A 23666-nucleotide genomic window follows, 5' to 3' on the forward strand; every position below is an offset into this window, starting at 1 on the left:
ATTTATTTTTTTAATTTTTTAAACTGAAAATAAGAGAACCTTATATTTTTCTCTAATTTATTAATAATCTGCTGATGATGGAGGAAAAATCCTGCCGCCAAACCAATAAGACTTCCGATAATGGTATCCAATAATCTTGCCTTCATTAAAATTTCCACATCATGATGAATTTCACTTGCCGTTTCCGCCAGAAGAATCGTTAAAGGCGTGATGAAAACCACTGCAAAACCGTAGTTTCTTACAATTAACAATTCAATAATAAACTGTAAAACGGTAATGATAACGATCATGATGATCTTTTCGGGATTAAAAAGCAGAATCACCCATGCCAAACCAATTCCGATGAAAGTTCCCAGAATTCTGTGCATATTTCTCTGTCGGACGTGCTCAAAATTTCTTCCCTGCATAATGGCGACTGCCGCGATGGAAATCCAGTAAGTGTTTTTAAATTCCATTAGATGACCGATGATTAAAGTAAGCGCCATAAAAAATCCGATGATGGTGCTTTCCACAAATTTTGTATATCTTCTTTTATTGAAACTTCTTCTCGGTACGGTTACCACTTTGCTTTTTTCAATAAAAACGGAGTACAGAAAAGCAAAGGAGCAGGAAAGTATCGCTCCCATTGCAACCAGCCCTACTCTTGTGGGGATCATTTCCAGATCAAACTTATAGGTACTCGCCATTGCTGCGACCATGATGAAGAAAAAATTTCCCGGCGGCGGAATTTTAAAATACGAAGAAATAAAATGCGCAAGAAAAGAGATAACGGCAACCGACAGCGCGGCAAAATAAATATTAAACCCGAAAAAAGAACTTACCGTAAAAGAGAAAACAATTCCGAAAGCACAAATCGCGAGATGAATCATTCTTTGTGTAATCGGCGCAGATGTAAAATATAAAATCGTTAAAGCGCCCAAACTCGAAAGCGCGCCGTAATTCGGTTTTCCTAAAAAATATCCGATAAAAAGACAGCTTCCGATGCACAGCGCGGCAAGAAAAGGAAAATGCCATTTCCTTTCCGTCTGCTTAAACTCCAGGAGATACTGAAATCTGTTCTGCGTCGGGTTCTGTACCTTCATTTACTGTAAACGTTTAGCTTTTTCCCACAATACATCCATTTCTTCCAGAGAAAGATCGGCAAGATTCAGATTCTGTTCCACAGCTAAAGCTTCCATTTTCTGAAACCTTGAAATGAATTTAAGATTGGTTCTTTCGAGTGCAGAATCGGGATTGATTCCTGAAATCCGGGCATAATTGATTAATGAGAAAAATACATCGCCCAATTCCTGCTCTTTTTTATCCAGATCTGTTTCCGCATGAAACTCCTGAATTTCTTCATCCACTTTTTTCCACGCATCTTCCGCATCATGAAATTCGAAACCGATTCCTTTTACCTTATCCTGAATTCTGTAGGCTTTTACCAGACTCGGCAGACTTTTCGGAACGCCGCCCAGAATAGATTTGTTGCCTTCTTTCAGTTTCAGTTTTTCCCAGTTCTGTTTTACTTCCTCTTCGTCTTTCACTTCCGTGTCTCCGTAAATGTGAGGATGGCGGAAAATTAATTTTTCGTTTAAAGAATTAATGACATCCGCAATATCGAAACTGCCTTTTTCAGAACCTATTTTAGCATAAAAAACCAGATGAAGCAGCACATCTCCCAATTCTTTTTTTATTTCCTGCAGATCATTCTGCAAAATGGCATCCGAAAGTTCGTAAGTTTCTTCCAACGTTAAATGGCGGAGCGATTCCAGCGTCTGTTTCTGATCCCACGGACATTTTTCGCGCAGATCGTCCATAATGTCTAATAATCTTCCGAAAGCTTCCAGTTTTTCCTGTTTGGTATTCATAATTGAGAATTCAAGTCTTACAAATTTACGGGAAATCTTTGTGAAAGTTCTTTTGTCCTGAAATAAAGGAGGGTTGTCGTTGGCTTCGGCTCCGCTCAGCCAACGGTGTTGCTCATCCCATTTTAATTTTCGGTTTTATTCTACTGACCATCATAGTTGGCTTCGGCTCCGCTCAGCCAACGGTGTTGCTCGTTCCTTTGTGATTTTGGGTTTTATTCTACAGACCATCATGGTTGGCTGAGCGGAGCCGAAGCCAACGGTTTTGCTCATCCCATTATGATTTTGAGTTTTATTTTACAGACCATCATAGTTGGCTGAGCGAATCCGAAGCCAACATTACAATTCATTACAGTCTGCGGTTGGCTTCGGCTCCGCTCAGCCAACCTTATCCTTTCATTTTTTTTGGCAATTTTCCACAATCAGCGGGGCGGCTTCCAGTAATTTTATGAGCTGGAAGTAGGGAATGATGATCTTCTTTTCTGTATCACAACTGAAATTTCCCAACGAGAAATAAGCTGTTGCCGACAGAAAATCATCAAAATTCTGCAAAGTGCAGACTTTAAAAGCGTTCTGAAATACGCGCAGCGGATTCCGGTATTCTTTTTCTGAAAGGCTCATTGCTGTTTTGGGAAAACTGACTTTCGTTGAGTTTTTAAACTTTCCTTTTTTAGCTTTTTTAGCGATGTGATGAGTGGCGAGAATGAATGACCGTAACGATTGATACAAATAGAAAATTTCGGCGGGTTCTTTTGCAATTCGGATGTTTTTCTGTAGTGAAGATTGTACCATTTCATTGAGGGTTTCTTTCGTTGCCGCAAGATCATTGAACTGGAAAAAGGTTTCCAGTAAACTTATGGCGGTATGTTTTCTCGTTCCTGACCAGAATTTGGCTTCGAAATCTGTTTTTTTCTTTTTCATGAGTCTGTTTTTGGGTTATTGGTTTCTATGAATTTCAACAGGTTGGATTTTAATAGGTTGGATTTTCGCAAAGGCGCAAAATATTCATTAAATACAGCCTTATTTTAAGACGCAAGGATTTTATCTGCGATAAAATTAACATCACTCCTTTATCGAAAATCTTTGATTTTCTTGCGCCTTAAAAGATTTGATACGAATAAAAAAACTTTGCGCCTTCGCGTTTTTCCAACAAGAATATTCTTATTTATAAAAAAGTTTAAACACCAATCCTTTACCGAAAATCTTTGATTTTCTTGCGCCTTAAAGATTTGATATGAATAAAAAAACTTTGCGCCTTCGCGTTTTCCAACAAGAATATTCTTATTTATAAAAAAGCTTAAACAAGCCCTTTAAAAATTTCTAAAATCCGTTTGTTTTGATGGCAACAGTTTGCCAAATGGAACAACAGCGCTTCCCGATCTGTGGCAGAGAAACCTTCTGCATTTTTTAAATTCCTTTCGGGATGAAAATAATTTGGAAAATTAAAAGAAAGCCAGTACTTTTAAGGGTGATTTTTAGCGTACTTCGGCTTTCCTTTGGCGTAAAGGAATTTCGAAGGGTAAAGGTTTTTGGGTAAAACTGTACTCCGGCTTCCTGCGTTTGCGGGCAGTCTCGGTGTAGCGCTGTTGTTGGTTTTGCAGCAGAACTCCGTTTATTCGGGAGGGGCTGAAAACAGCAGGGTTGAGATTTTCTTTTTCATCATCTGTGTATTTTGAAATTTGTACCTGAAACCTATCCAAAGACCGCATTTTCACCGACGAAAAAATGCAGGACTTTTTGTTGTCGGCTCGGAATGCGTCTTTTCAATAGGTCTTTCGAGGCTTTTGCTAATTCGCTGATACAAATATAGTAACAATTTTTAATTGTGGCAATAAAACCACAATATTTTTTTTTAGTATGGACGATAAATTTTTGAATATATATAAAACAGTAGGTGAAAATTTGAGAGATAAACGAAAAGAAAAAAACTTATCTCAGCAACAATTAGCAGATTTAGCAGGTAAAATTGATCGATCTAAAATTAGTGACATTGAGAATGGTAAAGAAGATTTTTTGTTTTCTACTTTATTGAAAATTTGTTGTGCCTTAAATGTTAATCTTGAAGAATTATTAAACAGGAAAAATATCTCTTAAAATAAAATTATATTAATTTAAAAAACTTAGGTTCCGTGATTAATTTTTCTGTAAGAATTATCTTCCAATGATTTACGCCCAAATGTTCTCTATCTTTAACACATTTTTTCTGTACAATACTAATTATTTTATCTAAAGTAAGCCCTTCTTCCAAACCAGATTTACATGTATTTTTTAATTCCGATATAGTATCATCACAATTGTCCGAAAATCGATCTAATAAATGCAATTTAGAATAATGACTTTTTATAACATTAAATAAATCAACATCAATTTTACTTTTATTTTCTAAATTGAATTTCGTTATAATTTTCTTTTTTCTTAAGTCGATGTTAATCTTTACAAATAAATATTGATCAGCAGGTAATGGATCTAAATACAAATTAAGAAATAGAGGCTTACCGCTTTTGACCCAATTAGTGCTTTTGTGACCATTACACACACTACATGAAGGAAATAAATTTTGAGGGTGAACCGAGAATTCTGGAAAATCATCCTTTGGTAAAATATGGTCTAAAGTTTTAGCTTCATTAATTGTACAATTTTGGCATGTATTTATAAGTCTATTGTACTTAGTAGTAGTAACATTCTTTTTTAATTCCTGAATTTTACTATTTCTATAAGAATATAATTTTATTAAGTCATCTTTTTGAGGGTTAACATATCCAAAGGATTTTACAATTAATAATGTATTATTTTTAAAATTTTTATTATAAACATCATAGCACTTTCCAATATTTGGCTTTAGTAAGCTTATTCTACGTTTATAGTCAGGATCTTTGATACTATTTTTTTTCGAAGAAACAACTTCATCAAAAAAATTTATACAAATTTTTGAAAATGCTTTAAGATTTTTCATATAAGCTGCTTAAATAAATATTTGCATTTAGTGACATAGGTATTTGGTCTGATTCCAACTTACTCACTACTTCATCGTACGCATAACCATCTTTTACCATATTTCTTAAAATCTCTTTATATTGTTTTGGAATTTCCCTATTGCCAAAAACTTCATCAGTCAAGACCGTCAAATTTTCTCCAAATGTCTCAATTCCTAGCTTTCTGACAGAAAAAAATTCTGCTTCTTTCTCAATAACAAGTACGTTCTTAGATAAGAGATCTCTGATTATTAATGGAGAATGTGTTGCAACTATACAATATGATTGAAATTCAGTCACTAGATCATAGATTGTATTTACTAGTTGAGATATTGCATTTGGATGTAAATGCGTTTCCGGTTCATCATATAGTATTATGGAATCATATCTGATATTAGCAACAATTTCAGTAATGATATACAATATTATACTTTGACCCGAGCTCAAGAGTTTTCTAGTGGTACTAAAACCATTATAGTCGAAAGTGTAAGTTTTTCTTTTTTCAATTATAAATAAATTAATTATGTCTTGTTCTATGAAATTGTACAATAATTCTACCCAGATAGACATTCTCTCTTGTTCCTCGAGTTTTTTTCTAGAATTGTGAAATCTTAAAACTAATCCCCTATCTGTAATTCTTTCCCCCGCATCATCCCTTAATCCACAATAGACGTAATTAAATGAAGATGTTTTTTTGGGAATATCAAAAGAATCAAAAGCACTATAAGAAACGGCAATAACCTTACTAAATGATGGAGATTTTGGCGAGAAGTTTTCATGTTTTTTACGTGAAATATCCAGAGGGAGTGTAGTCATAAACTGTGTCTTACCAGTTCCGTTCTTTCCAATTAGTGCATAAATCCTATTTGATGATAAACCTTTATCACTAAATCTAAAATCAATTTCACAAATATTCTTTGCAAATTTCGGTTGAAATTTATATTTAAAATTATATAAGTTTTCTAAATCATAATCATATATGCTAAATTTTGCTGTTCTCAATAATCTTTCAACCTCATTATAACGTATTAGTGAGTTATTGAAACTATAATCATTCTCAAACTTTTCTGAAATATCTGGAAAAAATGCAGCATCCTTCATTGCCCATAAAAAACTTTCTAAATTTTTTCCTAAAATTTCCTTTAATTTATCATAATATTCTTGTGATTGACCCAATGCACAGTACTGATTATTCAAAGAATAAAAAGGCTTTGATAGAGTTCTTAATTCTTCAATAACTGAGTCTGATCTTTTTGTTATAATCTTTACAGTACCAATACTATTATATTCATCTTGGCTTGTATAAAAAAATAAGTTAAATTCGGTTTTAAGGGTAAAATCATTCCATCCTTCATTCCAAACAAGAACCATTGAAGGAAAAATTTTCGGAATATTATGAGATCTTTTTTTGTCAGATCGACCACTGGGTTTATCTTCAAGAAATATTGGAATTTTATTTTCGTTTATATCATTTGGTTCATCAATTTTTAACTTTTGTAAAGTATAGATGGGAAGTTCTTTATCATTATATTCCTTTAAATAATATGATAAATTCTCTTTCTCTAAATAAGGATTAATAAGAAAATAATATTGGTAAATACTGTCTTCGGTTTTTCTTATATCTGGTGAAATCAGAACATTTAGAAAATTAATAAAACTTTTTGTACTGACTTCTAGAATATTCAATTTTTCAAAAAAAAGGTATTCAAGATCCCAATCATCATTACGTAACATATGTTGGGCAATATCATCTAATGCATTTTTTCTGTTTTCTTCAGAAGGCATATTTTCTAAATCCCAGATCAATAATAGAAAGTCTGTTATCGTAAAATTATCTGTTAAGTTAAAAGGATTTAATGACGTAAGGATCACCTCCACTATACGTAATTTGCCATCTTTTGAAATTTTCATTGATATAGTTTTTACTAAATTAAAAAAATTACCTTACAATTATATACCATTAATATAAAAAATATTTATTATCAAAATTTTATAATATCCATTAAAATTATAAAGGTATAATGTTTATAAAAAGCAGAGAGACAATAAAATATTCTAATTTTCAACAAATTATATTTTATGTTTAAATATAATAATAAGAAATTATCAACGTTTACGGCAATCCGTATTTATACTGAATTAATACTAAAATTTTTCTTGACTTTCAAACTGAAATGCAACAAAAAAACCTCATCATTTCTGACGAGGTTTTATATTTTAAATTCAACTTAATGAATTATCCTTGCTTTCTGTGCGTGCTTTTAGGAGCAGATTTTGCGGCAGAAGTAGCTTTTACTTTTGGTGCTGCAGGTTTTTCTGCTTTTGGCGCTTTTTTAGGTGCTTCTTTTTCTACGTTTACTTCTTCCGTTGCTGCTTCACCTTCTAAAGTTTCAGGCTCTGCTTTTACGAAGCTTTCCGGCGTAATGTATCCCGCTTTCTGAAGGATGTTGTACCACTGCGCCAGTTTTTTGATGTCTGAAGCGTATACTCTTTCGGTATCGTAGTTCGGAAGAGAAGCCGTCATGAATTCTTTCAGTTCAGCATCTGTTGCTTTATGGTGGATCGCTTCTTTGTAATCGTAGTTTTTAGCAATATTTTCAAAAACTTCGAACAACGGAACTTCTTTATCAAAGGTAAACATCGCGATGTTATCCAACAAACTTACCTGACTGGAGTTTCCAATGCTTACTTTTTTCTTCGTGGTAACGTCTTCAATAATAAATCCGTTTCTTAATTGTGAAACTAATTTGAAAAGTCCTGGTTTTCCTGAAATTGAAATTATTTTTTCTAACAGCATAATTTTATTTTTTGTAAATTCTGCAATCGGCATTCCGCCTTTTGCTATTTAATATTCTTTTTATTTTAATTCAAACTTTATTTTGGAAATCTCATCTTGTAACCGATGCTTACATCACCCTGAGTAATTTTCGACAGTTTTCCTTTTACAAGCTTCTTCTTCAAGGCGCTTAAATGGTCTGTAAACAAAATTCCTTCTATGTGATCGTACTCATGCTGAATTACGCGGGCTCTAATATCGGAAAAAGTTTCTGTATGTTTTACAAAATTTTCGTCATAATATTCGATCACGATGGTTCCTTTTCTTTTTACATCTTCTCTTACATCCGGAATAGAAAGACATCCCTCGTTGAATTTCCACTCTTCTCCGGATTCTTCAAGAATTCTGGCATTAATAAATACTTTCTTGAATTCTGCCAGTTCATCCTTAATATCCTCATAATCTTCATCTTCTGCCAAAGGACTTACGTCGATCACAAAAAGACGGATATCCAGTCCGATCTGTGGAGCAGCCAAACCAATTCCGTTGGCGCTGTACATGGTTTCGAACATGTTGCCTATCAATTCCTGTAGCTCGGGATAATCTTTGTCTATATCCTTCCCTACTTTTCTTAAAACTGGGTCACCAAAGGCTCTTATCGGTAAAATCATCTTGTTCTTTGTTCTAAAAAATTCTGCAATATGATGGTTGCGCTTACTTTATCTATTAATCCTTTTTCCTGTCTTTTCTTTTTATTCTTTCCGCTTTGGGAGATAAAAAACGAAGCCATTTTGGAGGTAAATCTCTCATCGAAGCGGTGTACTTTTATCATCGGAAATTCTTTCTGAAAAACTTCAATGAATTTTAAAATATCTGTTTCCACTTCGGAGACATTCCCCTTTAAATCTGTCGGAAGACCGATCACCACTTCATCCACCCGATTTTCACCGAAATATTTCGTCAGAAAATCAATAATTAATGAAGTCTGCACCGTCTCCAGACCGCTCGCAATAATCTGCATATCATCCGTCGCAGCGATGCCGCAACGAGCTTTTCCGTAGTCTATTGCAAGGATTTGTCCCATAGGTTTGCAAATTTAGTAAATTTTAATGATTTTATTCCAAACACAGTTTTTTTTATAAATCAATGTTTTAATCCGCTAATTTTTTTATAATTTTAGTTATTCAAAAACAAAATTATGAAGAAACTCATCCTCGTAAGACATGCGAAAAGCGACTGGCCGGAAGAAACGGAAGACTTTGACAGACCATTGGCAGACAAGGGTTTAGAAGAAGCAATGCATATGTCCCGATTCATGAAAAACAATAACGTAGCGATCGATTACTTTGTATCGAGCCCCGCAGTACGCGCACTGAATACGTGCAAAATTTTCAACCAGGCTTACCAGATCAGCATTAATACGAATGAGAAACTTTATAATCCTTCCGAAAGCAATTTCGAATCTGTAATCTACGATCTGGACGACAGCCACGAATCGGTTGCCTTCTTCTCTCACAACAACGGAATTTCCAATTTTGCAAATTCCATTTCCGAAGATATTTTCCACTTCCCAACCTGCGGTGTTGCCGGTTTCGAAATCGACTGCAATTCGTGGTCGGAATTCGACGGAGCCAAAAAGAAACTGCTGTTTTTCTACGATCCGGGAAAGATTAAATAAATCGTCTGTAAAAATTCCCCTCCTCTGGAGGGGTGGCGAAAATTCGAAAGAATTTTTGACGGGGTGGTTTTAGAATGTAGGTAAATTTGTGAATGGTGAATGGTTAATGGTGAATTTCCCAAATTAACTAATGTCAGATTTAACCACAAAAGTCGCAAAAGATTTTAAAGCGTTATTAGAATATGTAAAGTCCTCAAAAGAAAAAAAATCAAAGATTTTTAAAAACTAATGTGTTCTAAAATATTCGCATTTTTTTTATTTAATCTTCTGTGAATTAAGTGTTAAAAACTTTTTGAACCTTTATAAAAAAACCTAAATAAACTTAATCAATAATTTTGGCTAAAGTCTTTTACTACCCTCTAAAACAAAAAGACGGGCAAAAGCCCGTCCCTATTGATAATCATATTGAATGATTTTCCTGAATTATTTTCTTCTCAGATCCAGATCATCAAAATCAAAACTGAAATCTGTAACGTCTGAGATTGGTTTTAATCTTGCAGATTGTGCTTTCCCAGTTTCATCATAATCAAAAATAATATACGCATCGGCATCGTAGCTTCTGTCATCCCATTTAATGATGAAAGAATTGTTGGAATACGGAAGCAGTTCCCCTTTTAAACGTGGAGAACTTTTGCATGAGATTCTGTATGTACTTCCCTGCTGCGCAATTTCCACATCACCAAACCATTGATCGTTGTACATTCCTACAAACTGCTCCGGTTTTGGCTGTAAATTTTTATCTTTTTTAAATGTTTCAGATTTTGCAAAAGCTTCTTTTTTCTGCTTATCAAAACTTTCTTCCATTTTTTTCATCCGGTCGCCGTAGGTTTTCAGCCAGTTGCGGTCTGCAATTCCCAGATAAGAATCTTTCACGGTATTGGTAATCGTGTTGAAAGCCGCTCCCGACTGCTGATTCGTTAAGACAACAATTCCCAGTTTCATATCCGGAATCAGCGTAAACTGCGTTACCGTTCCGATCAGTCCTCCTGTATGCTGAACTTGTTTATGACCTTTCACATCGCTTAAAAACCAGCCCATTCCGTATCCGTAGAAACTGGTATCATAAGGATTTTTTGCCGCCACTCCGCTCGGAATCTGTAAACTCCACAACTGCTGAACATTTTTATCTGAAACTAATTTTTTACCGTCTTTCGTTGTGAAATTATTCAGCAGGAATTCTGCCCAGGTTGTCATGTCTTTAATATTACTCATAATTCCTCCGGCTGCGTTGGCTGTCTCGTTCCAGTCATGAGGAACGGCGATGGCTTTTCCATCTACCGGTGCATGAGCGTCAATTTTGTTGGCAACAGCTTTTGCCCTGTTGTAGCTTCCGAAACTTGAAGTCATTCCTACAGGCTTCATAATGCGCTGTTCAATAAATTCTGCCCAGCTTAATCCAGAAATCCTGTGAATCACTTCTCCTGCAACAATAAACATGATGTTATTATAATCTAAAGTTGTTCTGAAAGGATTTTCAGGCTTTAAATATCTTACGTTGTGAACGATATCGTTTACCGTTAGATTTCCGCCTTCCGGAAAGAACATTAAATCTCCCTGTCCCAAACCTAATCCTGCTCTGTGTGTCACCAGATCTTTAATAGTAACATTCTGCGAAACATACGGATCGTACATCTGAAATTCCGGAATGTATTTTGAAACTCTATCGTCCCAGTTCAGTTTTCCTTCGTCTGCTAAAATGGCAAGTGCAGTACAGGTAAAACCTTTGGAATTGGAGGCAATTCCGACCAATGTATTCTCATCCATCGGTTGTTTGGAAGTTAAGGAACGTACCCCAAAACCTTTGGAATAAATTACTTTTCCGTCTTTGATGACACCAACCGACATTCCCGGAACGTCGAAAGTTTTTAAAGTGTTCTGGACCAATTCATCCAGTTTTTTCTCTTCAACCTGCGCATTCGCAATCCCAACCGATAAAAGAAGAAGGAAAAAAGAAAGTTTCTGCTTCATTTTTAATTTTTTTCAAATGTAGTAAATAAAGCGGTTTAAACTCTTTTCAAATTTAAATGTAAAGATTCATCAATTCAAAAAAAGATTCTTTATTTTCGGTTAAAATACTTTTTTATTGTGATGAAAACTTCAGTTTATATTTTTCTACTAACACAACTTCCTTTTAATTTGATTAAAAGTCAAAATACGGTCGATAATCCATACTTATTTCAAACATGGAAATTTAAGAATACGGAACACCTAAATGCTGTTTATGAAAAAAGCAAATATTCTGATAAGAACACATTAAACTTTAGACTTAGTAAAGATGGAAAAGTTATTGCCAACTGGGTTGAAAATATTTGTTATTCAGGAGATAAAAAACCGAAGTTTAAATTTAAAAAGATAAAAGGAAGTTGGGAAAAGATTTCAGACTCTGTCATTCATATCAATTTCACCACAAATGTAAGTTTAAAAGGAAACTATATCATTTCAAATCTCACAGAAGAACAGTTAACATTAAAGATGTTTGTAAATCTTAAGAAAAAATAATTTCAAATCTTATCTTTGCAGAGAATTTTAAATAATGACAAAAATCCTGCTTCTTTCCGACTCTCATTCTTATATAGACGACCGCATTTTAGAATATGCAGGTCAGGCGGATGAAATCTGGCATGGCGGAGATTTCGGAAGTATGGATGTCATTGAGCAGCTTGAAAAGATAAAACCACTCAAAGGAGTTTACGGAAATATCGACAACGCAAAAATCCGTTCTGAATTTCCGGAAGTGAGTCGTTTTAAATGCGAAAATGTAGAAGTTCTCATGATCCACATCGGCGGTTATCCGGGAAAATATACACCGTTGGCAAAGCAGGAGATTGCTGAAAAAGCTCCGAAACTGTTTATTTCGGGACATTCTCACATTTTGAAGGCAATGTTTGATGAAAAAAACAATCTTCTCCACCTGAATCCGGGAGCGTGCGGAAAACAGGGATGGCATAAAATGCGAACGATGATGCGTTTTGTAATCGATGATACGGAAATAAAGGATTTGGAGGTTATTGAATTGGGACCGAAGTTTTAAAATAATTTTTAAACCATTAAGAAAAAAATTGAGGAGTTAAGAATAATAAGAAATTGCTTCGTTCCTCGCAATGACAGTACTATGAAAATTGGTGATAAAGTTTCTGTGATAGATGAAGATTTGAGCGGGGTGGTTACTTCCGTGAAGGGAAATATCGTGGTTTTTAAAGATGAATACGGTTTTACGCATCAATATCCAAAGGAGAAACTGGTTCCGAAAATTTCGGATTTTTATGAAAATACTCCTATCATAAAAAAAGCGGAGCCGAAAAAGATAATTTCCAAAGCACATCAGAAAAATCATTTGGTTCTTGATCTGCATTTTCATAATTTAGTTAAAAATCCAAATGATTACACCAGTTTTGAAAGACTTTTCATCCAGAAGGAAAGATTGGTGGAAACCATCAACTTTTGCAGAAAACACAATCTTAAAAGGCTGGAAATCGTACACGGAATCGGAGACGGAGTTTTGCAGAAAATGGTATTCGATACGTTAGAAAGCCAGACGAATGTGGATTTTTATAATAAGGAAATACTTCATCATCAATCGGGTGCGGTAATGGTAGAATTTCACTAAATTTGCAGGAATCAAATTATGAATATACTTAATTTACTTTTTACCAAAGACGGATTAATCTACCAGATTGCTAAAAATAAGAGCATTGTGGAAGAGAAATCGTATTTCGTGGATGAAGAATCTCCGGAAAACTTTATTTCGGATATGCTGGATAAAGTGCTTCTTCTGCAGAGATTTGATGAGATCCATGTGATTTCCGCGCTCAATCATTTCACGCTGATGCCGGAAGGTTTTTCTGAGCATGAAGCCGGATTTGATCTTATCGCCTTCAACGCTCCTGTGGATAAAGAGAAAGAAGAACTGATGCTTTCGATTAATGAAAAGTTTAAAATTCAGTTTTATTATACATTTCCGAAGCATTTTTATAAAAAGATTAAAGAACTCGCCCTGCCTGTTCAGTTTAATTTTTCCGGTGAAAAGTTTTTAAATTCCATCAATAATAAAAACAGCAAAGAAATTCACATCAACCTGTATCATAACCAATGTGAGTTTTTCGCGATAGACAACAAAAAAATTATTTTATACAACAATCTGGACGTTAATTCTGAAGTAGATTTTCTTTATTTCGTGATGTTTACGTTAAGCAAGATCGGTTTCGGAATCAATGAGACCAATTTCTACGCGTACGGAGAAACTACTGAAAATGAGACGTTTATTTCGGAGCTTCAGAAATTCGTAAAGAATCTGAAAATTGTATTTGATAATATTCCTTCTAAAAATTTTATATTAAATTAGGTTGCAGAAGATCAGATAGCAGGTTTTAGTTTATCTGCAATCTTTTACCTCCAATCTAAAACCTATCAATTATGTACAGAATCATATCCGGCAAATGGAAAGCCAAAAAAATCGCCGCTCCGAAGAATTTTGATGTAAGACCGACTACGGATTTTGCCAAAGAAGCACTTTTCAGTATTCTGGAAAACACCTACGATATGCAGTCGGTTTCCGTACTGGATCTTTTTGCGGGAATCGGTTCTATTTCGTTTGAATTTGCTTCAAGAGGATGTCAGGATATTACCTCCGTAGAAATGAATCCGAAACATACGTCTTTTCTTAATTCTACCGCTTCTGAACTTGGATTCAGTCTGCAGGTGAATGTTCAGCGGGGCGATGTTTTCGACTGGCTGAAGAAATTCAGAAACAAAAAATCTTTTGAAATTGTTTTTTCCGATGCTCCCTTCGAAATGGAAGAAAAAAAGTATCAGGAAATTATTTCGCTGGTTTTAAACAATAAATACCTGAAGGAAAACGGAATTCTAGTGATAGAACACCAAAGCCGAATGAAATTTGATCATCCGAATTTAATCGATACCCGAAAATACGGCAATGTAAGCTTCAGTTTTTTTGAACCGAATAAAGAAGAAACTACAGAAATACAGAATCAGGAATAATTTTCCTGATTTTTTGTTTTAAACAATTTTTACTTTTTCAGAAGAAACAACCGCACTTTCACCCCATTTTGCAATTTCTTTTAAAAGAGGAAGCAACGTTTTCCCGAAATCCGTTAAAGTGTATTCCACCATTAAAGGCGGCTTTTCTGTGTACACCTTTCTGTCGATAATATGATCTTCTTCAAGCTGTTTTAGCTGTAAGCTTAATGTTCTTTCCGTAATCGTAGGAATTAATTTTCTTAGCTCGTTGTATCTTTTTGCCCCATCAATCAGGTAAAACAAAATGACCGCTTTCCATTTTCCGCCGATAAATCTCATGGTAACTGTTGTACAGCACGGATATTCTTTATTATCTATGGAATACATTTTTTTCATACTATCATTTTAGACCGTTATTGCAAATATATTAAACATACATTAATTTTGCAACTATAAAAAATATAGTATAAAATTATGAGCTTTTTAGAAAAAATGAAATCGAGATATACCGTAAAAAAGTATAATCCTCAAGGTACAATAAGTGAAGAGCAGATTCAGCAGCTTAAAGAAATTCTGCATTTAAGTCCATCTTCCATTAACAGTCAGCCATGGAATTTTGTGTTTGTATCGGATCCTGAAACAAAAGCACTGCTTGCCGAAGCCTCTTATTTTAACAAAGAAAAAGTTCTGGACGGAAGTCATCTTATCGTTTTTCAGGCACTTAAAAACCCTGAAGATTTTGAAAAGCAGATTGAAGAAAATCTTCCGGAAGGTTCGGTAACTTATTATAAAACTTTTGTAAAACCGAAAGGAAAAGCGGAGATCAGATCGTGGCTGAAACATCAGGTTTATCTTTCATTGGGCGTTTTGCTTTCTGCGTGTGCAGATATGGGAATAGATTCTACTCCGATGGAAGGAATTGAAACTGAAAAATATGATGCGATTTTAAAGAACGAAAAGTACGAAAGTGTTTTTGCAGTAGTTATTGGAGTAAAGTCTGAAGAAGATAAAAATCAGCCGGTTCATACCCCGAAAAGAAGACTGGAAAGACAGCACGTAATTTTGGAAATTTAATTTATTTAAATGCAAAGATTAATATAATCCCCGAAATTATTTAAGAGAGCAAAGAGTGGCGACAAAGTCGCTTATGAAGTATGCTTTATAAAATCAATTTTCAATTGATTAATTCTTAGCTCACTAAAAATAAACTTTGAAAAATAAATCTTTGCGTTAAAGAATCTTCTATAGAAAAAGCTGTTTCAAATTGAGACAGCTTTTGTTTTTTATAATACTTTTAATTCCAAATCGATGGTTTTCCCGAAGAATTTCTTTGAGATTTTTTCGAAGTTTTTCGTTAAATCCGAAAGATAGAAATGGTAATTCGGTTTTGGATTCTGCTCATTCAGCAGATGATACTTATCCAGAATGATTTTTAAATGATTGGCGACAATATTCGGAGAATCAATTACGCGGACACGGTTTCCGTAATATTGCTTGATTTCATCTATCAATAACGGATAATGCGTACAACCCAAAATTAAAGTCTCAATATTCTTTAATTTACTATTGCTTAAGTAATTGTAGATAATTGCGTGGGTAATCGGGTGATTTTTAAAACCTTCCTCAATAGCAGGAACCAATAAAGGTGTTGCCAGTTCATCCACCTTGATCCATTTATTATGCTTTCTAATGCTTTTTTTATACAACCCCGAATTCACAGTAGCTTTCGTTGCGATGACCCCCACATTGTTGTGGATTTCATAGGAAACTTTTTCTGCAACGGGATTAATTACGTCAATCACAGGAACTTTTCCCGCAACAGACTGCATCACTTCATTCAGCGCATTTGCCGTTGCCGTATTGCAGGCAATAACAATCGCTTTACAGTTTTGCTCCAACAGAAAATTGGTGATCTTTGTAGAATATTCGATAATCGCCTCCTTCGATTTTTCACCATACGGAAGATGTTTGGTGTCACCGAAATAGATCAGATCTTCGTTTGGAAGAAGTCTTTTTATTTCTTTGGCAACCGTAAGTCCGCCCACTCCGCTATCGAAAATTCCGATAGGCTGCTTCGGGGAAAGATGCGAATAATCCTGCTTTTTAGTTTTCAAAATTGAGCTGAAATTTTATACAAAAATAGTGAAATTGTTGGATGCAGAAGCTGGATGTTATAAGTTTTTCACAAACCGTTCTTCCGACTTCCGGCTTTGGACTTTCATCTTAGATGATGAACAGATCCGAAGCAATTCCATCTGCCATAAACCAGTGTTTTTCCGGAATTTTCAGGTGGTTATTTTCTGTTACCAGAATTCCTTCTTCAAGCTTTGGTTTGATTTCATTCTGAAAATGTTCTAAAATGCTGTCATTAAATTTTTCTTTTAAGCTTTCCAGATCAACACCCCAGATTGTTCTTAAACCAATCATGATCATTTCATTAAACTGATCGTTTTGAGAAAGAAATTCCTCTTCTTTAGCCAAAAGATTTGAATTTAATTTTTTGATATACTGCTGATTGTTCGCGACATTCCAGCTTCTCACATCGAAGCCGTTATAAGAATGTGCAGAAGGACCAATTCCAAGATATTCTTTATATTTCCAGTAGGAAGAATTGTGTCTTGAGTAAAATCCGGGTTTGGCAAAATTGGAAACTTCATAATGCTCAAAACCATTATCTTTCAGAAAATCCGATAAGTAGTAAAATTCTCTATTCTGTTCTTCTTCCTTAGGGCTTTTTACTTTCCCTTTTGAGATCCAGTTTTCTAAAGCAGTTTTCGGCTCAACCGTTAAAGCATAAGAAGAAATGTGCGGAACTTCAAGCGCAATGGTTTTATTTAAATTCTCTTTCCAGATTTCCAGATTGGAAGTTGGCGAACCGTAAATTAGATCAATGCTTAAATTTTCAAAACCAAAATCCTGCGCTCTTTTGATGGAATCTTCGGCTTCGTTTGCAGTATGCGCCCGATTCATTAATTTCAGATCTTCTTCAAAAAAACTTTGGGTTCCGATGGATAGACGGTTTATCGAGGATTCCGACAGTCCTTTCAGGAAGTTTTTATCCAGATCATCGGGATTCGCTTCTAAAGTAATTTCGATATCCTTTTCAAAAGTAAAATGTTTTAATACCTCATCAATTAAAGATTTGATTTCATCCGGTGAAAGAATAGAAGGCGTTCCACCTCCAAAATACAGTGACTGTAAGTTTTTGTTTTGCAATTCATCTTTTCGGAGAAAGATTTCTTTCTTCATCGCAGCCAGCATTTCATCCTTAAAATTTAAAGATGTTGAAAAGTGGAAATTGCAGTAGCTGCACTTTTGCCTGCAAAACGGAATGTGAATGTAAATCATAAAAAAAGCCCTGAAAAAATTCAGAGCTCAAATTTATTTAAATTAAATCAATTAATATCTATAACCTCTGTGGTTAATGAAGTTATCGAAGTTATATCCTAACCCGATCATAAAGCTGTTTCCTCCATATTCCTGAATATCAGACAAACCTAAGTTGTAAGTAGCTCCAATCATGAATTTGTTGAATCTTACTTTTACAACCGGAGCAATCTGTAATTGCTGGCTGTCGAATCTGTTCTGAACAGATCTGTAGCTTACCCCGAAAGAGAATGCATTGATATCGTTGAAGAACGTTGCCATTAAGTTATAATCAATCGTTCTTGTAGAGTTTGTATTAAGGTTGATTAAAGCTGAAGGTGTGAAATAGATGTTATCACCTACATGCCAGTCATATCCTAAGTTTAAGAAAAACTTGATTGGAGAAGGTTCACGTCCGTTTACGATCGCTTCATCGTTGGTAAGTGCGATATCGTTAACAGAAACTCCTGCGAAAATATTTTTGTAAGTTGCCTGTGCTCCGAAGTTTGCATATGCCATGAAGATATTACTTTCACTTCCCTGCAATAACGGATCTGAAGCATCCTGCGTGTTAATCTTTGAATAATCAAAATTCATATTGTAGAAGCTAACGCTTGTACCGAAAGAGAACTGATCTTTTCTGTCTCCGTCGCTGCTAAGAGGAATAAAATATGAAGCACCCGCTGTAATACCACCTGCAGAAATAGGGCCGTTGCTGTCTCTGAATACAGATAAACCTGCTCCCACTCTATCAAAAATGTTCGCGTTGATCCCTACCGACTGAACGTTTGGAGACTCACTGAACTTCGAAAATTGCTGCTGATAGTTAAGATTAAGCTGCACATAGTCGGTCTTTCCGTATTGTGCCGGGTTGAACAAAAACTCACCGTCTAAAAGATATTGTTGATAGTACGGTAAAGTTTCTTGTGCTTTGTATGCATTTGACAAAAGAGCTAAACATACGATAGCATATAGTTTTCTCATAACAAATCTTGATTTCAATTCAACAAATATAAAAAAATTCTCAATATATTTTTAGTTTTCTAAATAATTTCTCCATTTTTTTACAGCATCCGCCATATCTTTCGGCATTGGGCTTTCAAAATATAATTCCTTCTTGGTAGTGGGATGTATAAATCCTAAAGTATGGGCATGAAGCGCATGTCTGGGTAAAATATCAAAGACATTTTTTATAAACTGCTTATACTTAGGAAGATTCACTCCACGGAGAGGCGTATGTCCTTCATATCTTTCATCATTGAATAAAGTATGACCGATATGTTTGAAATGCGCTCTGATCTGGTGGGTTCTTCCGGTTTCAAGCTTACATTCTACCCAGGTCATGTATTTAAATCTTTCTAAAACCCTGTAATGCGTTACAGCATGCTTTCCCTGACTTCCGTCTTCATAGGTGTGCATCTGCATCCTGTTTTTCGGATGACGACCGATATGGCCTCTTATTGTACCTTCATCATCCTGCACATTGCCCCAAACGAATGCCCAATACAATCTTTTGGTTTTTCTGTCGAAAAATTGTTTTGCCAGAAAGCTCAGTGCATATTCATTTTTAGCGATCACTAATAATCCGGAAGTATCTTTATCAATTCTGTGCACCAGTCCTACCCTGTCGAGATCGGATTTTTCGCCATTCTGTTCGAAATGGTACGCCAAAGCATTCACCAAGGTTCCGTCCCAGTTTCCGAATCCCGGATGTACCACCATTCCCGGATCTTTATCTACAACGATAAGATCATCATCTTCGTATACAATATTGATAGGAATATTTTGCGGAATGATAACATTTTCCCTCGGAGGATGTGCCAAAAGTACAGAAATCTGGTCTCCGGGTTTTACCCGGTAATTCTGCTTCACCGCAACACCGTTTACAATAACATTTCCCGCTCTGCAGGTCTGTGAAATTTTATTTCTGGAAGAATTCTGACGGAAAATCAACAGAAACTTGTCGATCCTCAACGGTTCCTGACTTTTGTCTACCGCGATGTTAAGGTGTTCATACAGTCCTTTATTTTCCTCATCAATATCAAGATTATCGATACTGTTCTGATCTAATAATTCTTCGTCCAAAAAATCTTCGTTATCTTCTGCCATTGTTTTATCTTTTATACAAAAGGCTTCAACATAATGAAAGTTGAAGCCTGTATTTTTTATAATAATTATCGTTTTATTCTATAACCATCTTTTTAGCTTTTGGCTTTTCTGCAGGTTTTGCAGGAGTTGTCGCAACAGGTTTATTCGCTGATGTATTACCAGAACTACTACCTGTATTGGAAGCAGTAGTCTTTGGTTTATTTTCAGTTGCCGATGTAGCGGGCTTTACAGTAGCTTTAGAAGCATCTGTCTTTACCGCATCTGTGGACGGTTTAGGATTTTCTCTTCTCGGAGTTACAGATGGTGGCGCAACTTCCTGTGAAGGTTCCTGACGAACTGGCATTTCCTGATACTGAATCGGAGGCAAAGCGGTATCTACTTTCATTCTGTAGGTAGAATTCAACTGTTCTATTTTAGCGCTCAATTCAGCAAGGGTTCTTTTACTCGCCCAAAGATCGATCTGCATTCCCTGATCCCGGACATCTCCGGCTGCAGGATCCTGATAATAGATAACATCAGATTCATCCTTGCTTCCGTCTTCATGATCCACAAGACCTACTTCAAACATACTTCTTGCAATGACCTGTCTCGCTTCTTTCACCGTTAATCCTACAACATTAGGAATCGCAATGTTTCTCATTGGTCCGGAACCTATCACGACATCCACCGTAGAGAATCTTGCCAGTTTTGTTTTCGGTTTTACTTCATTTCCGTTAAATAATATACGGATCACAGCATCTTTCTGAATGCTTGGCTCATAGATGGTATCTCCGACCTTCAGACCCACCTGTTCCAGACGCTGGAAAGCAAGACCTGAATACTTATTGATTACATCCGGAACCTCAACTTTAGCCCAGGTTCTTGGATTTACTCTTAACTGAATTGCTCTTCCGTCTTTTACACGGGAACCCGGAACCGGATACACCTGTAAAACCTGAAAAGGTCTGTATTTAGGATCATAATTAAAACTGTCCACTTCATATTCCAATCCCGAATCATCCAATATTTTGATGGCTTCCTGTACAGATTTGTTAACGATATTTGGAACGGGAATTTCCTGACCATGATTGGTATGATATTCTAACCAACGAAACGTAAGCCAAACCAACCCCACAAAAACACCGATGGCTACGACTAAGTTCAGTAAAACTTTCCAATTGAAAAGTGATTTAAGCATACTTAAAATGACTATAATTAGACAGCAAATATAACTAATAATTTTAGAATGTGCTTTTAATTTAACACATTTCACTTTTGATTTTAAAATTTCAGGTTTTAGGTTTACGCGTTGTATAAAATCATTAAATTTGCCTTAATTGATACTAAACAAAAATGAGCAAAAAACAAGTTGCCGTAGTGATGGGAGGCTATTCAGACGAATATGTTGTATCATTGAAAAGCGGACAATTAATCTACGATTCTTTAGACAGAAATCTTTACGATGTATATAAAGTAGTTATCCTGAAAGATGAATGGTATTTTTTAGGCGAAAATGAACAGAAATTTCCAATAAACAAAGGAGATTTTTCTGTGACTTTACATGATAATGAAACATTGAAATTTGATGTCTGCTTCAATATCATCCACGGAACACCCGGCGAAAACGGAATTCTTCAGGCGTACTGGGACGCGATCGGACAGAAATATACGGGATGCGATTTTTATCAGAGTGCTTTAACATTCAATAAAAAAGATACTTTAGCGGTACTTTCAAAATACGGAATTCCTTCTGCGAAGAGTGTTTATTTAAGAAAAGGAGAAGAAATTAAGGTTGATGAGATTATAGAAACTCTTGGCTTGCCTGTTTTTGTGAAACCCAATCAGTCGGGATCATCTTTGGGAATTTCTAAAGTGAAAGAAAAGGCTGAATTCCTTGCTGCAACTGAAATTGCATTCAAAGAAGATGATGAAATTTTAATTGAAAGTTTTCTTGACGGAATGGAAGTTTCCGTGGGAGTAATCGATTATAAAGGAGAAACAATTGTTCTGGGAATTACAGAAATCGTTCCTACCAACGAATTTTTCGATTATGAAGCAAAATACGAAGGGGCTTCTGAGGAAATTACCCCTGCAAGAATCGACGATGAAACAAGAATCCGCGTAGAAGAAATCGCAAAAAGAGCTTACAATTCTCTTGGGATGAGTGGTTTCTCAAGAAGTGAATATATTCTGATGGACGGAATTCCTTATATGCTGGAAATGAATACCAATCCGGGATTTTCTCCTGCAAGTATTCTTCCGCAGCAGGCAAAAATCTACGGAATTTCTATTACAGATCTTTGCGGAAACGAGGTTGAAAAAGCATTACAAAAAAATTAAAAGGATGGAAGATTGAGGCTGCAAGTTTATCACTCTACATTTCTACCCTCATCATTCATAATTTATAACTTATAACTTTTATACGCATGAAAATTGCTGTTTTTCCGGGGTCATTCGATCCGATTACTTTAGGACATTATGATATTATAGAAAGAGCGGCTCCGCTTTTTGATAAACTGATAATTGCGATCGGGCAGAATTCCCAGAAAAAATATATGTTTCCGCTGGAAAAAAGAATGGAATTCATCCAAAATTCCGTTGCAGAATTTCCAAATGTGGAAGTAGATTATTTTGAAGGATTAACCGTTGATTACTGCTTTGAAAAAAATGCACAATATATCATCAGAGGCTTAAGAAATCCTGCCGATTTTGAGTTTGAAAAAGCCATTGCCCACACCAACAGAACTTTAGCGCACAAAAAACTGGAAACGGTATTTTTGTTAACGTCTTCAGGAAAATCTTTTATCAGCAGTAGCATTGTAAGAGAAATCATCAATCACGGCGGAGAATATGAGCTCTTGGTTCCGGATTCGGTGAGAGTGTAATTATAAGTAATGAGTAATGGGTAATGAGTAATTTTTACAACTATGGATTTTAATCAGTTATTTAGAGATCGAACTAAAGATTTTTCGATTTCCATTATTAAATCATTATCACCATTACCTTATTCTGATGATCTTTCAATAATCAGAAAACAAATCATAAGATCAGCAACTTCTGTAGCTGCTAATTACAGAGCAGTTGCGAGAGCAAGATCCGAAAAAGAAAGATTTGCTAAAATTTGCATTGTTGTAGAAGAAATTGATGAGACTCAATTCTGGTTAGAAATAATTGATGAGCTGGAATATTTAGATCCAGGAAAAATCTCAAATTTAAAATCAGAATGTGATGAATTGGTAAAAGTAATGACTGCTAATAAATTCAAATTATCTCAAAATACAACACTATAATCATATTACTTATTACCAATTACTCATTACCCATAAAACATGCACGAACAGTTCAATTTTGCCATAGAAGTCTTGGGAACGATATCATTTTCGATGTCGGGAAGTTTTGCGGCGATGCAAAAGCGGCTCGATCCTTTCGGCGTGCTGATTATTGCTTTTGTAACTTCTGTTGGCGGTGGAACCGTGAGAGATCTTCTGCTTGATATTCCGGTTTTCTGGATGCATGATTTGCTTACGTGTGCATTGATTATTCTGACCAGTATTTTCACCATGATTTTTAAATCTTTTGAAAAAAACTTTCGGGTTACTTTATTTATTTTTGACAGTTTTGGATTAGGATTGTTTACCATTATTGGTGTTCAGAAGGGTTTAAACGCGGATATTCATCCATTAATCTGTATCGGGTTGGGAACAATTACAGGTTGTTTCGGTGGAATTATCCGGGATATATTACTCAACAGAATTCCTTTAATTTTCAGGAAAGAAATTTATGCAACCGCCTGTATTGTGGGAGGTTCTGCTTTTTTACTATTGACAAAATTTACTACTTTAACGTATACTATCGTTCAGATTTTCACGATTCTTTTAATTGTATCCATAAGAACTTTAGCCGTGAAATATCATTGGCAGATCCCGAAATTTTATGGGTATGAGAATAACTCTGAGATGTAA

General features: G+C 35.2%; 28 protein-coding genes. 12 read left to right on the forward strand and 16 right to left on the reverse strand.

All coding sequences use genetic code 11. The features are described from left to right. Positions 1–2 precede the first annotated feature (2 nt). From QWT87_RS03960 to QWT87_RS03975, 4 genes are all read right to left on the reverse strand, one after another. The gene (locus tag QWT87_RS03960; RefSeq protein WP_302713830.1) at positions 3–1082 is read right to left on the reverse strand and encodes an FUSC family protein; all 1080 of its coding nucleotides are present in this window, start codon (positions 1080–1082) and stop codon (positions 3–5) included. Continuing rightward, entirely contained in the window at positions 1083–1850 is a 768-nt protein-coding gene (mazG, locus tag QWT87_RS03965) for a nucleoside triphosphate pyrophosphohydrolase (RefSeq protein WP_235132836.1), read from the reverse strand. It abuts the gene before it with no gap. Between the two features lie 393 nt (positions 1851–2243). Continuing rightward, on the reverse strand, positions 2244–2768 hold the full coding sequence (locus QWT87_RS03970; protein ID WP_302713833.1) for a hypothetical protein: 525 nt from the start codon (positions 2766–2768) through the stop codon (positions 2244–2246). A gap of 554 nt (positions 2769–3322) precedes the next feature. After that, positions 3323–3547, reverse strand: coding sequence for a hypothetical protein (locus QWT87_RS03975; RefSeq protein WP_302713835.1), 225 nt, complete (start codon positions 3545–3547; stop codon positions 3323–3325). Positions 3548–3704: 157 nt separating this feature from the next. On the opposite strand from QWT87_RS03975, the gene QWT87_RS03980 reads away from it, so the two are divergent. Beyond that, positions 3705–3941, forward strand: coding sequence for a helix-turn-helix domain-containing protein (locus QWT87_RS03980; protein WP_302713837.1), 237 nt, complete (start codon positions 3705–3707; stop codon positions 3939–3941). A gap of 7 nt (positions 3942–3948) precedes the next feature. On the opposite strand, the gene QWT87_RS03985 is transcribed toward QWT87_RS03980, so the two are convergent. The 5 genes from QWT87_RS03985 to ruvX form a co-directional block, all read right to left on the reverse strand. After that, positions 3949–4800: an HNH endonuclease gene (locus QWT87_RS03985; RefSeq protein ID WP_302713839.1), complete on the reverse strand. Its 852-nt coding sequence runs from the start codon at positions 4798–4800 to the stop codon at positions 3949–3951. Continuing rightward, positions 4787–6730: an AbiJ-related protein gene (locus QWT87_RS03990; protein WP_302713841.1), complete on the reverse strand. Its 1944-nt coding sequence runs from the start codon at positions 6728–6730 to the stop codon at positions 4787–4789. The genes QWT87_RS03985 and QWT87_RS03990 overlap by 14 nt, the downstream gene beginning before the upstream one ends. Before the next feature lie 325 nt (positions 6731–7055). Next, on the reverse strand, positions 7056–7616 hold the full coding sequence (locus tag QWT87_RS03995; protein ID WP_076393145.1) for a DUF5606 family protein: 561 nt from the start codon (positions 7614–7616) through the stop codon (positions 7056–7058). A gap of 77 nt (positions 7617–7693) precedes the next feature. After that, positions 7694–8266: a peptide deformylase gene (gene def, locus QWT87_RS04000; RefSeq protein ID WP_087705801.1), complete on the reverse strand. Its 573-nt coding sequence runs from the start codon at positions 8264–8266 to the stop codon at positions 7694–7696. After that, positions 8263–8679, reverse strand: coding sequence for a Holliday junction resolvase RuvX (gene ruvX, locus QWT87_RS04005; RefSeq protein ID WP_116098477.1), 417 nt, complete (start codon positions 8677–8679; stop codon positions 8263–8265). Before ruvX ends, def begins: the two co-directional genes overlap by 4 nt. Before the next feature lie 114 nt (positions 8680–8793). On the opposite strand from ruvX, the gene QWT87_RS04010 reads away from it, so the two are divergent. Next, positions 8794–9273, forward strand: a complete 480-nt coding sequence (locus QWT87_RS04010; protein WP_087705797.1) for a SixA phosphatase family protein — start codon at positions 8794–8796, stop codon at positions 9271–9273. A gap of 423 nt (positions 9274–9696) precedes the next feature. Here the strand turns inward: QWT87_RS04010 and QWT87_RS04015 are convergent, their stop codons facing one another. Then, positions 9697–11241 carry a serine hydrolase gene (locus QWT87_RS04015; RefSeq protein WP_302713846.1) on the reverse strand — a complete coding sequence of 515 codons (1545 nt, stop codon included), beginning with the start codon at positions 11239–11241 and terminating at the stop codon, positions 9697–9699. A 120-nt stretch (positions 11242–11361) separates the two neighbouring features. On the opposite strand from QWT87_RS04015, the gene QWT87_RS04020 reads away from it, so the two are divergent. The 5 genes from QWT87_RS04020 (at position 11362) to QWT87_RS04040 (ending at position 14271) form a co-directional block, all read left to right on the forward strand. After that, the gene (locus QWT87_RS04020; RefSeq protein ID WP_302713848.1) at positions 11362–11772 is read left to right on the forward strand and encodes a hypothetical protein; all 411 of its coding nucleotides are present in this window, start codon (positions 11362–11364) and stop codon (positions 11770–11772) included. Positions 11773–11806: 34 nt separating this feature from the next. Then, complete coding sequence (locus tag QWT87_RS04025) at positions 11807–12304, forward strand: metallophosphoesterase family protein (RefSeq protein ID WP_302713850.1); 498 nt, start codon at positions 11807–11809, stop codon at positions 12302–12304. Between the two features lie 81 nt (positions 12305–12385). Next, positions 12386–12880 (forward strand): Smr/MutS family protein, encoded by a 495-nt coding sequence (locus QWT87_RS04030; RefSeq protein ID WP_302713852.1) that lies wholly within the window; start codon positions 12386–12388, stop codon positions 12878–12880. 18 nt (positions 12881–12898) lie between these two features. Beyond that, positions 12899–13615 carry a DUF3822 family protein gene (locus tag QWT87_RS04035; protein ID WP_087705790.1) on the forward strand — a complete coding sequence of 239 codons (717 nt, stop codon included), beginning with the start codon at positions 12899–12901 and terminating at the stop codon, positions 13613–13615. A 71-nt stretch (positions 13616–13686) separates the two neighbouring features. Further along, a complete protein-coding gene (locus QWT87_RS04040) occupies positions 13687–14271 on the forward strand; it encodes an RsmD family RNA methyltransferase (RefSeq protein WP_087705788.1) in 585 nt (194 codons plus the stop codon). An 18-nt stretch (positions 14272–14289) separates the two neighbouring features. Here the strand turns inward: QWT87_RS04040 and QWT87_RS04045 are convergent, their stop codons facing one another. Continuing rightward, positions 14290–14637, reverse strand: coding sequence for a winged helix-turn-helix transcriptional regulator (locus QWT87_RS04045; protein WP_087705857.1), 348 nt, complete (start codon positions 14635–14637; stop codon positions 14290–14292). An 87-nt stretch (positions 14638–14724) separates the two neighbouring features. On the opposite strand from QWT87_RS04045, the gene QWT87_RS04050 reads away from it, so the two are divergent. Next, positions 14725–15324: a nitroreductase family protein gene (locus tag QWT87_RS04050; protein WP_302713857.1), complete on the forward strand. Its 600-nt coding sequence runs from the start codon at positions 14725–14727 to the stop codon at positions 15322–15324. 209 nt (positions 15325–15533) lie between these two features. Here QWT87_RS04050 and murI read toward each other — a convergent pair whose 3' ends face one another. From murI to QWT87_RS04075, 5 genes are all read right to left on the reverse strand, one after another. Beyond that, positions 15534–16364 (reverse strand): glutamate racemase, encoded by an 831-nt coding sequence (murI, locus tag QWT87_RS04055; protein WP_108411039.1) that lies wholly within the window; start codon positions 16362–16364, stop codon positions 15534–15536. A gap of 109 nt (positions 16365–16473) precedes the next feature. Next, positions 16474–17598, reverse strand: a complete 1125-nt coding sequence (hemW, locus tag QWT87_RS04060) for a radical SAM family heme chaperone HemW (RefSeq protein ID WP_302713861.1) — start codon at positions 17596–17598, stop codon at positions 16474–16476. Positions 17599–17649: 51 nt separating this feature from the next. Beyond that, positions 17650–18600, reverse strand: coding sequence for a PorP/SprF family type IX secretion system membrane protein (locus tag QWT87_RS04065; protein ID WP_076393081.1), 951 nt, complete (start codon positions 18598–18600; stop codon positions 17650–17652). A gap of 51 nt (positions 18601–18651) precedes the next feature. Beyond that, a complete protein-coding gene (locus QWT87_RS04070) occupies positions 18652–19725 on the reverse strand; it encodes an RluA family pseudouridine synthase (RefSeq protein ID WP_302713864.1) in 1074 nt (357 codons plus the stop codon). Between the two features lie 73 nt (positions 19726–19798). Beyond that, entirely contained in the window at positions 19799–20902 is a 1104-nt protein-coding gene (locus QWT87_RS04075) for a PASTA domain-containing protein (protein WP_302713866.1), read from the reverse strand. A 155-nt stretch (positions 20903–21057) separates the two neighbouring features. On the opposite strand from QWT87_RS04075, the gene QWT87_RS04080 reads away from it, so the two are divergent. The 4 genes from QWT87_RS04080 to QWT87_RS04095 all read left to right on the forward strand — a co-directional run bounded on the left by QWT87_RS04080 (position 21058) and on the right by QWT87_RS04095 (position 23666). After that, the gene (locus QWT87_RS04080) at positions 21058–22044 is read left to right on the forward strand and encodes a D-alanine--D-alanine ligase (RefSeq protein ID WP_302713868.1); all 987 of its coding nucleotides are present in this window, start codon (positions 21058–21060) and stop codon (positions 22042–22044) included. An 86-nt stretch (positions 22045–22130) separates the two neighbouring features. After that, positions 22131–22589, forward strand: coding sequence for a pantetheine-phosphate adenylyltransferase (gene coaD / locus QWT87_RS04085; protein ID WP_302713870.1), 459 nt, complete (start codon positions 22131–22133; stop codon positions 22587–22589). A gap of 42 nt (positions 22590–22631) precedes the next feature. After that, a complete protein-coding gene (locus QWT87_RS04090) occupies positions 22632–22994 on the forward strand; it encodes a four helix bundle protein (RefSeq protein WP_302713872.1) in 363 nt (120 codons plus the stop codon). 39 nt (positions 22995–23033) lie between these two features. Further along, complete coding sequence (locus QWT87_RS04095; protein WP_076393091.1) at positions 23034–23666, forward strand: trimeric intracellular cation channel family protein; 633 nt, start codon at positions 23034–23036, stop codon at positions 23664–23666.

It is taken from the genome of Chryseobacterium urinae (assembly GCF_030518295.1).
GTDB lineage: Bacteria > Bacteroidota > Bacteroidia > Flavobacteriales > Weeksellaceae > Chryseobacterium > Chryseobacterium mucoviscidosis.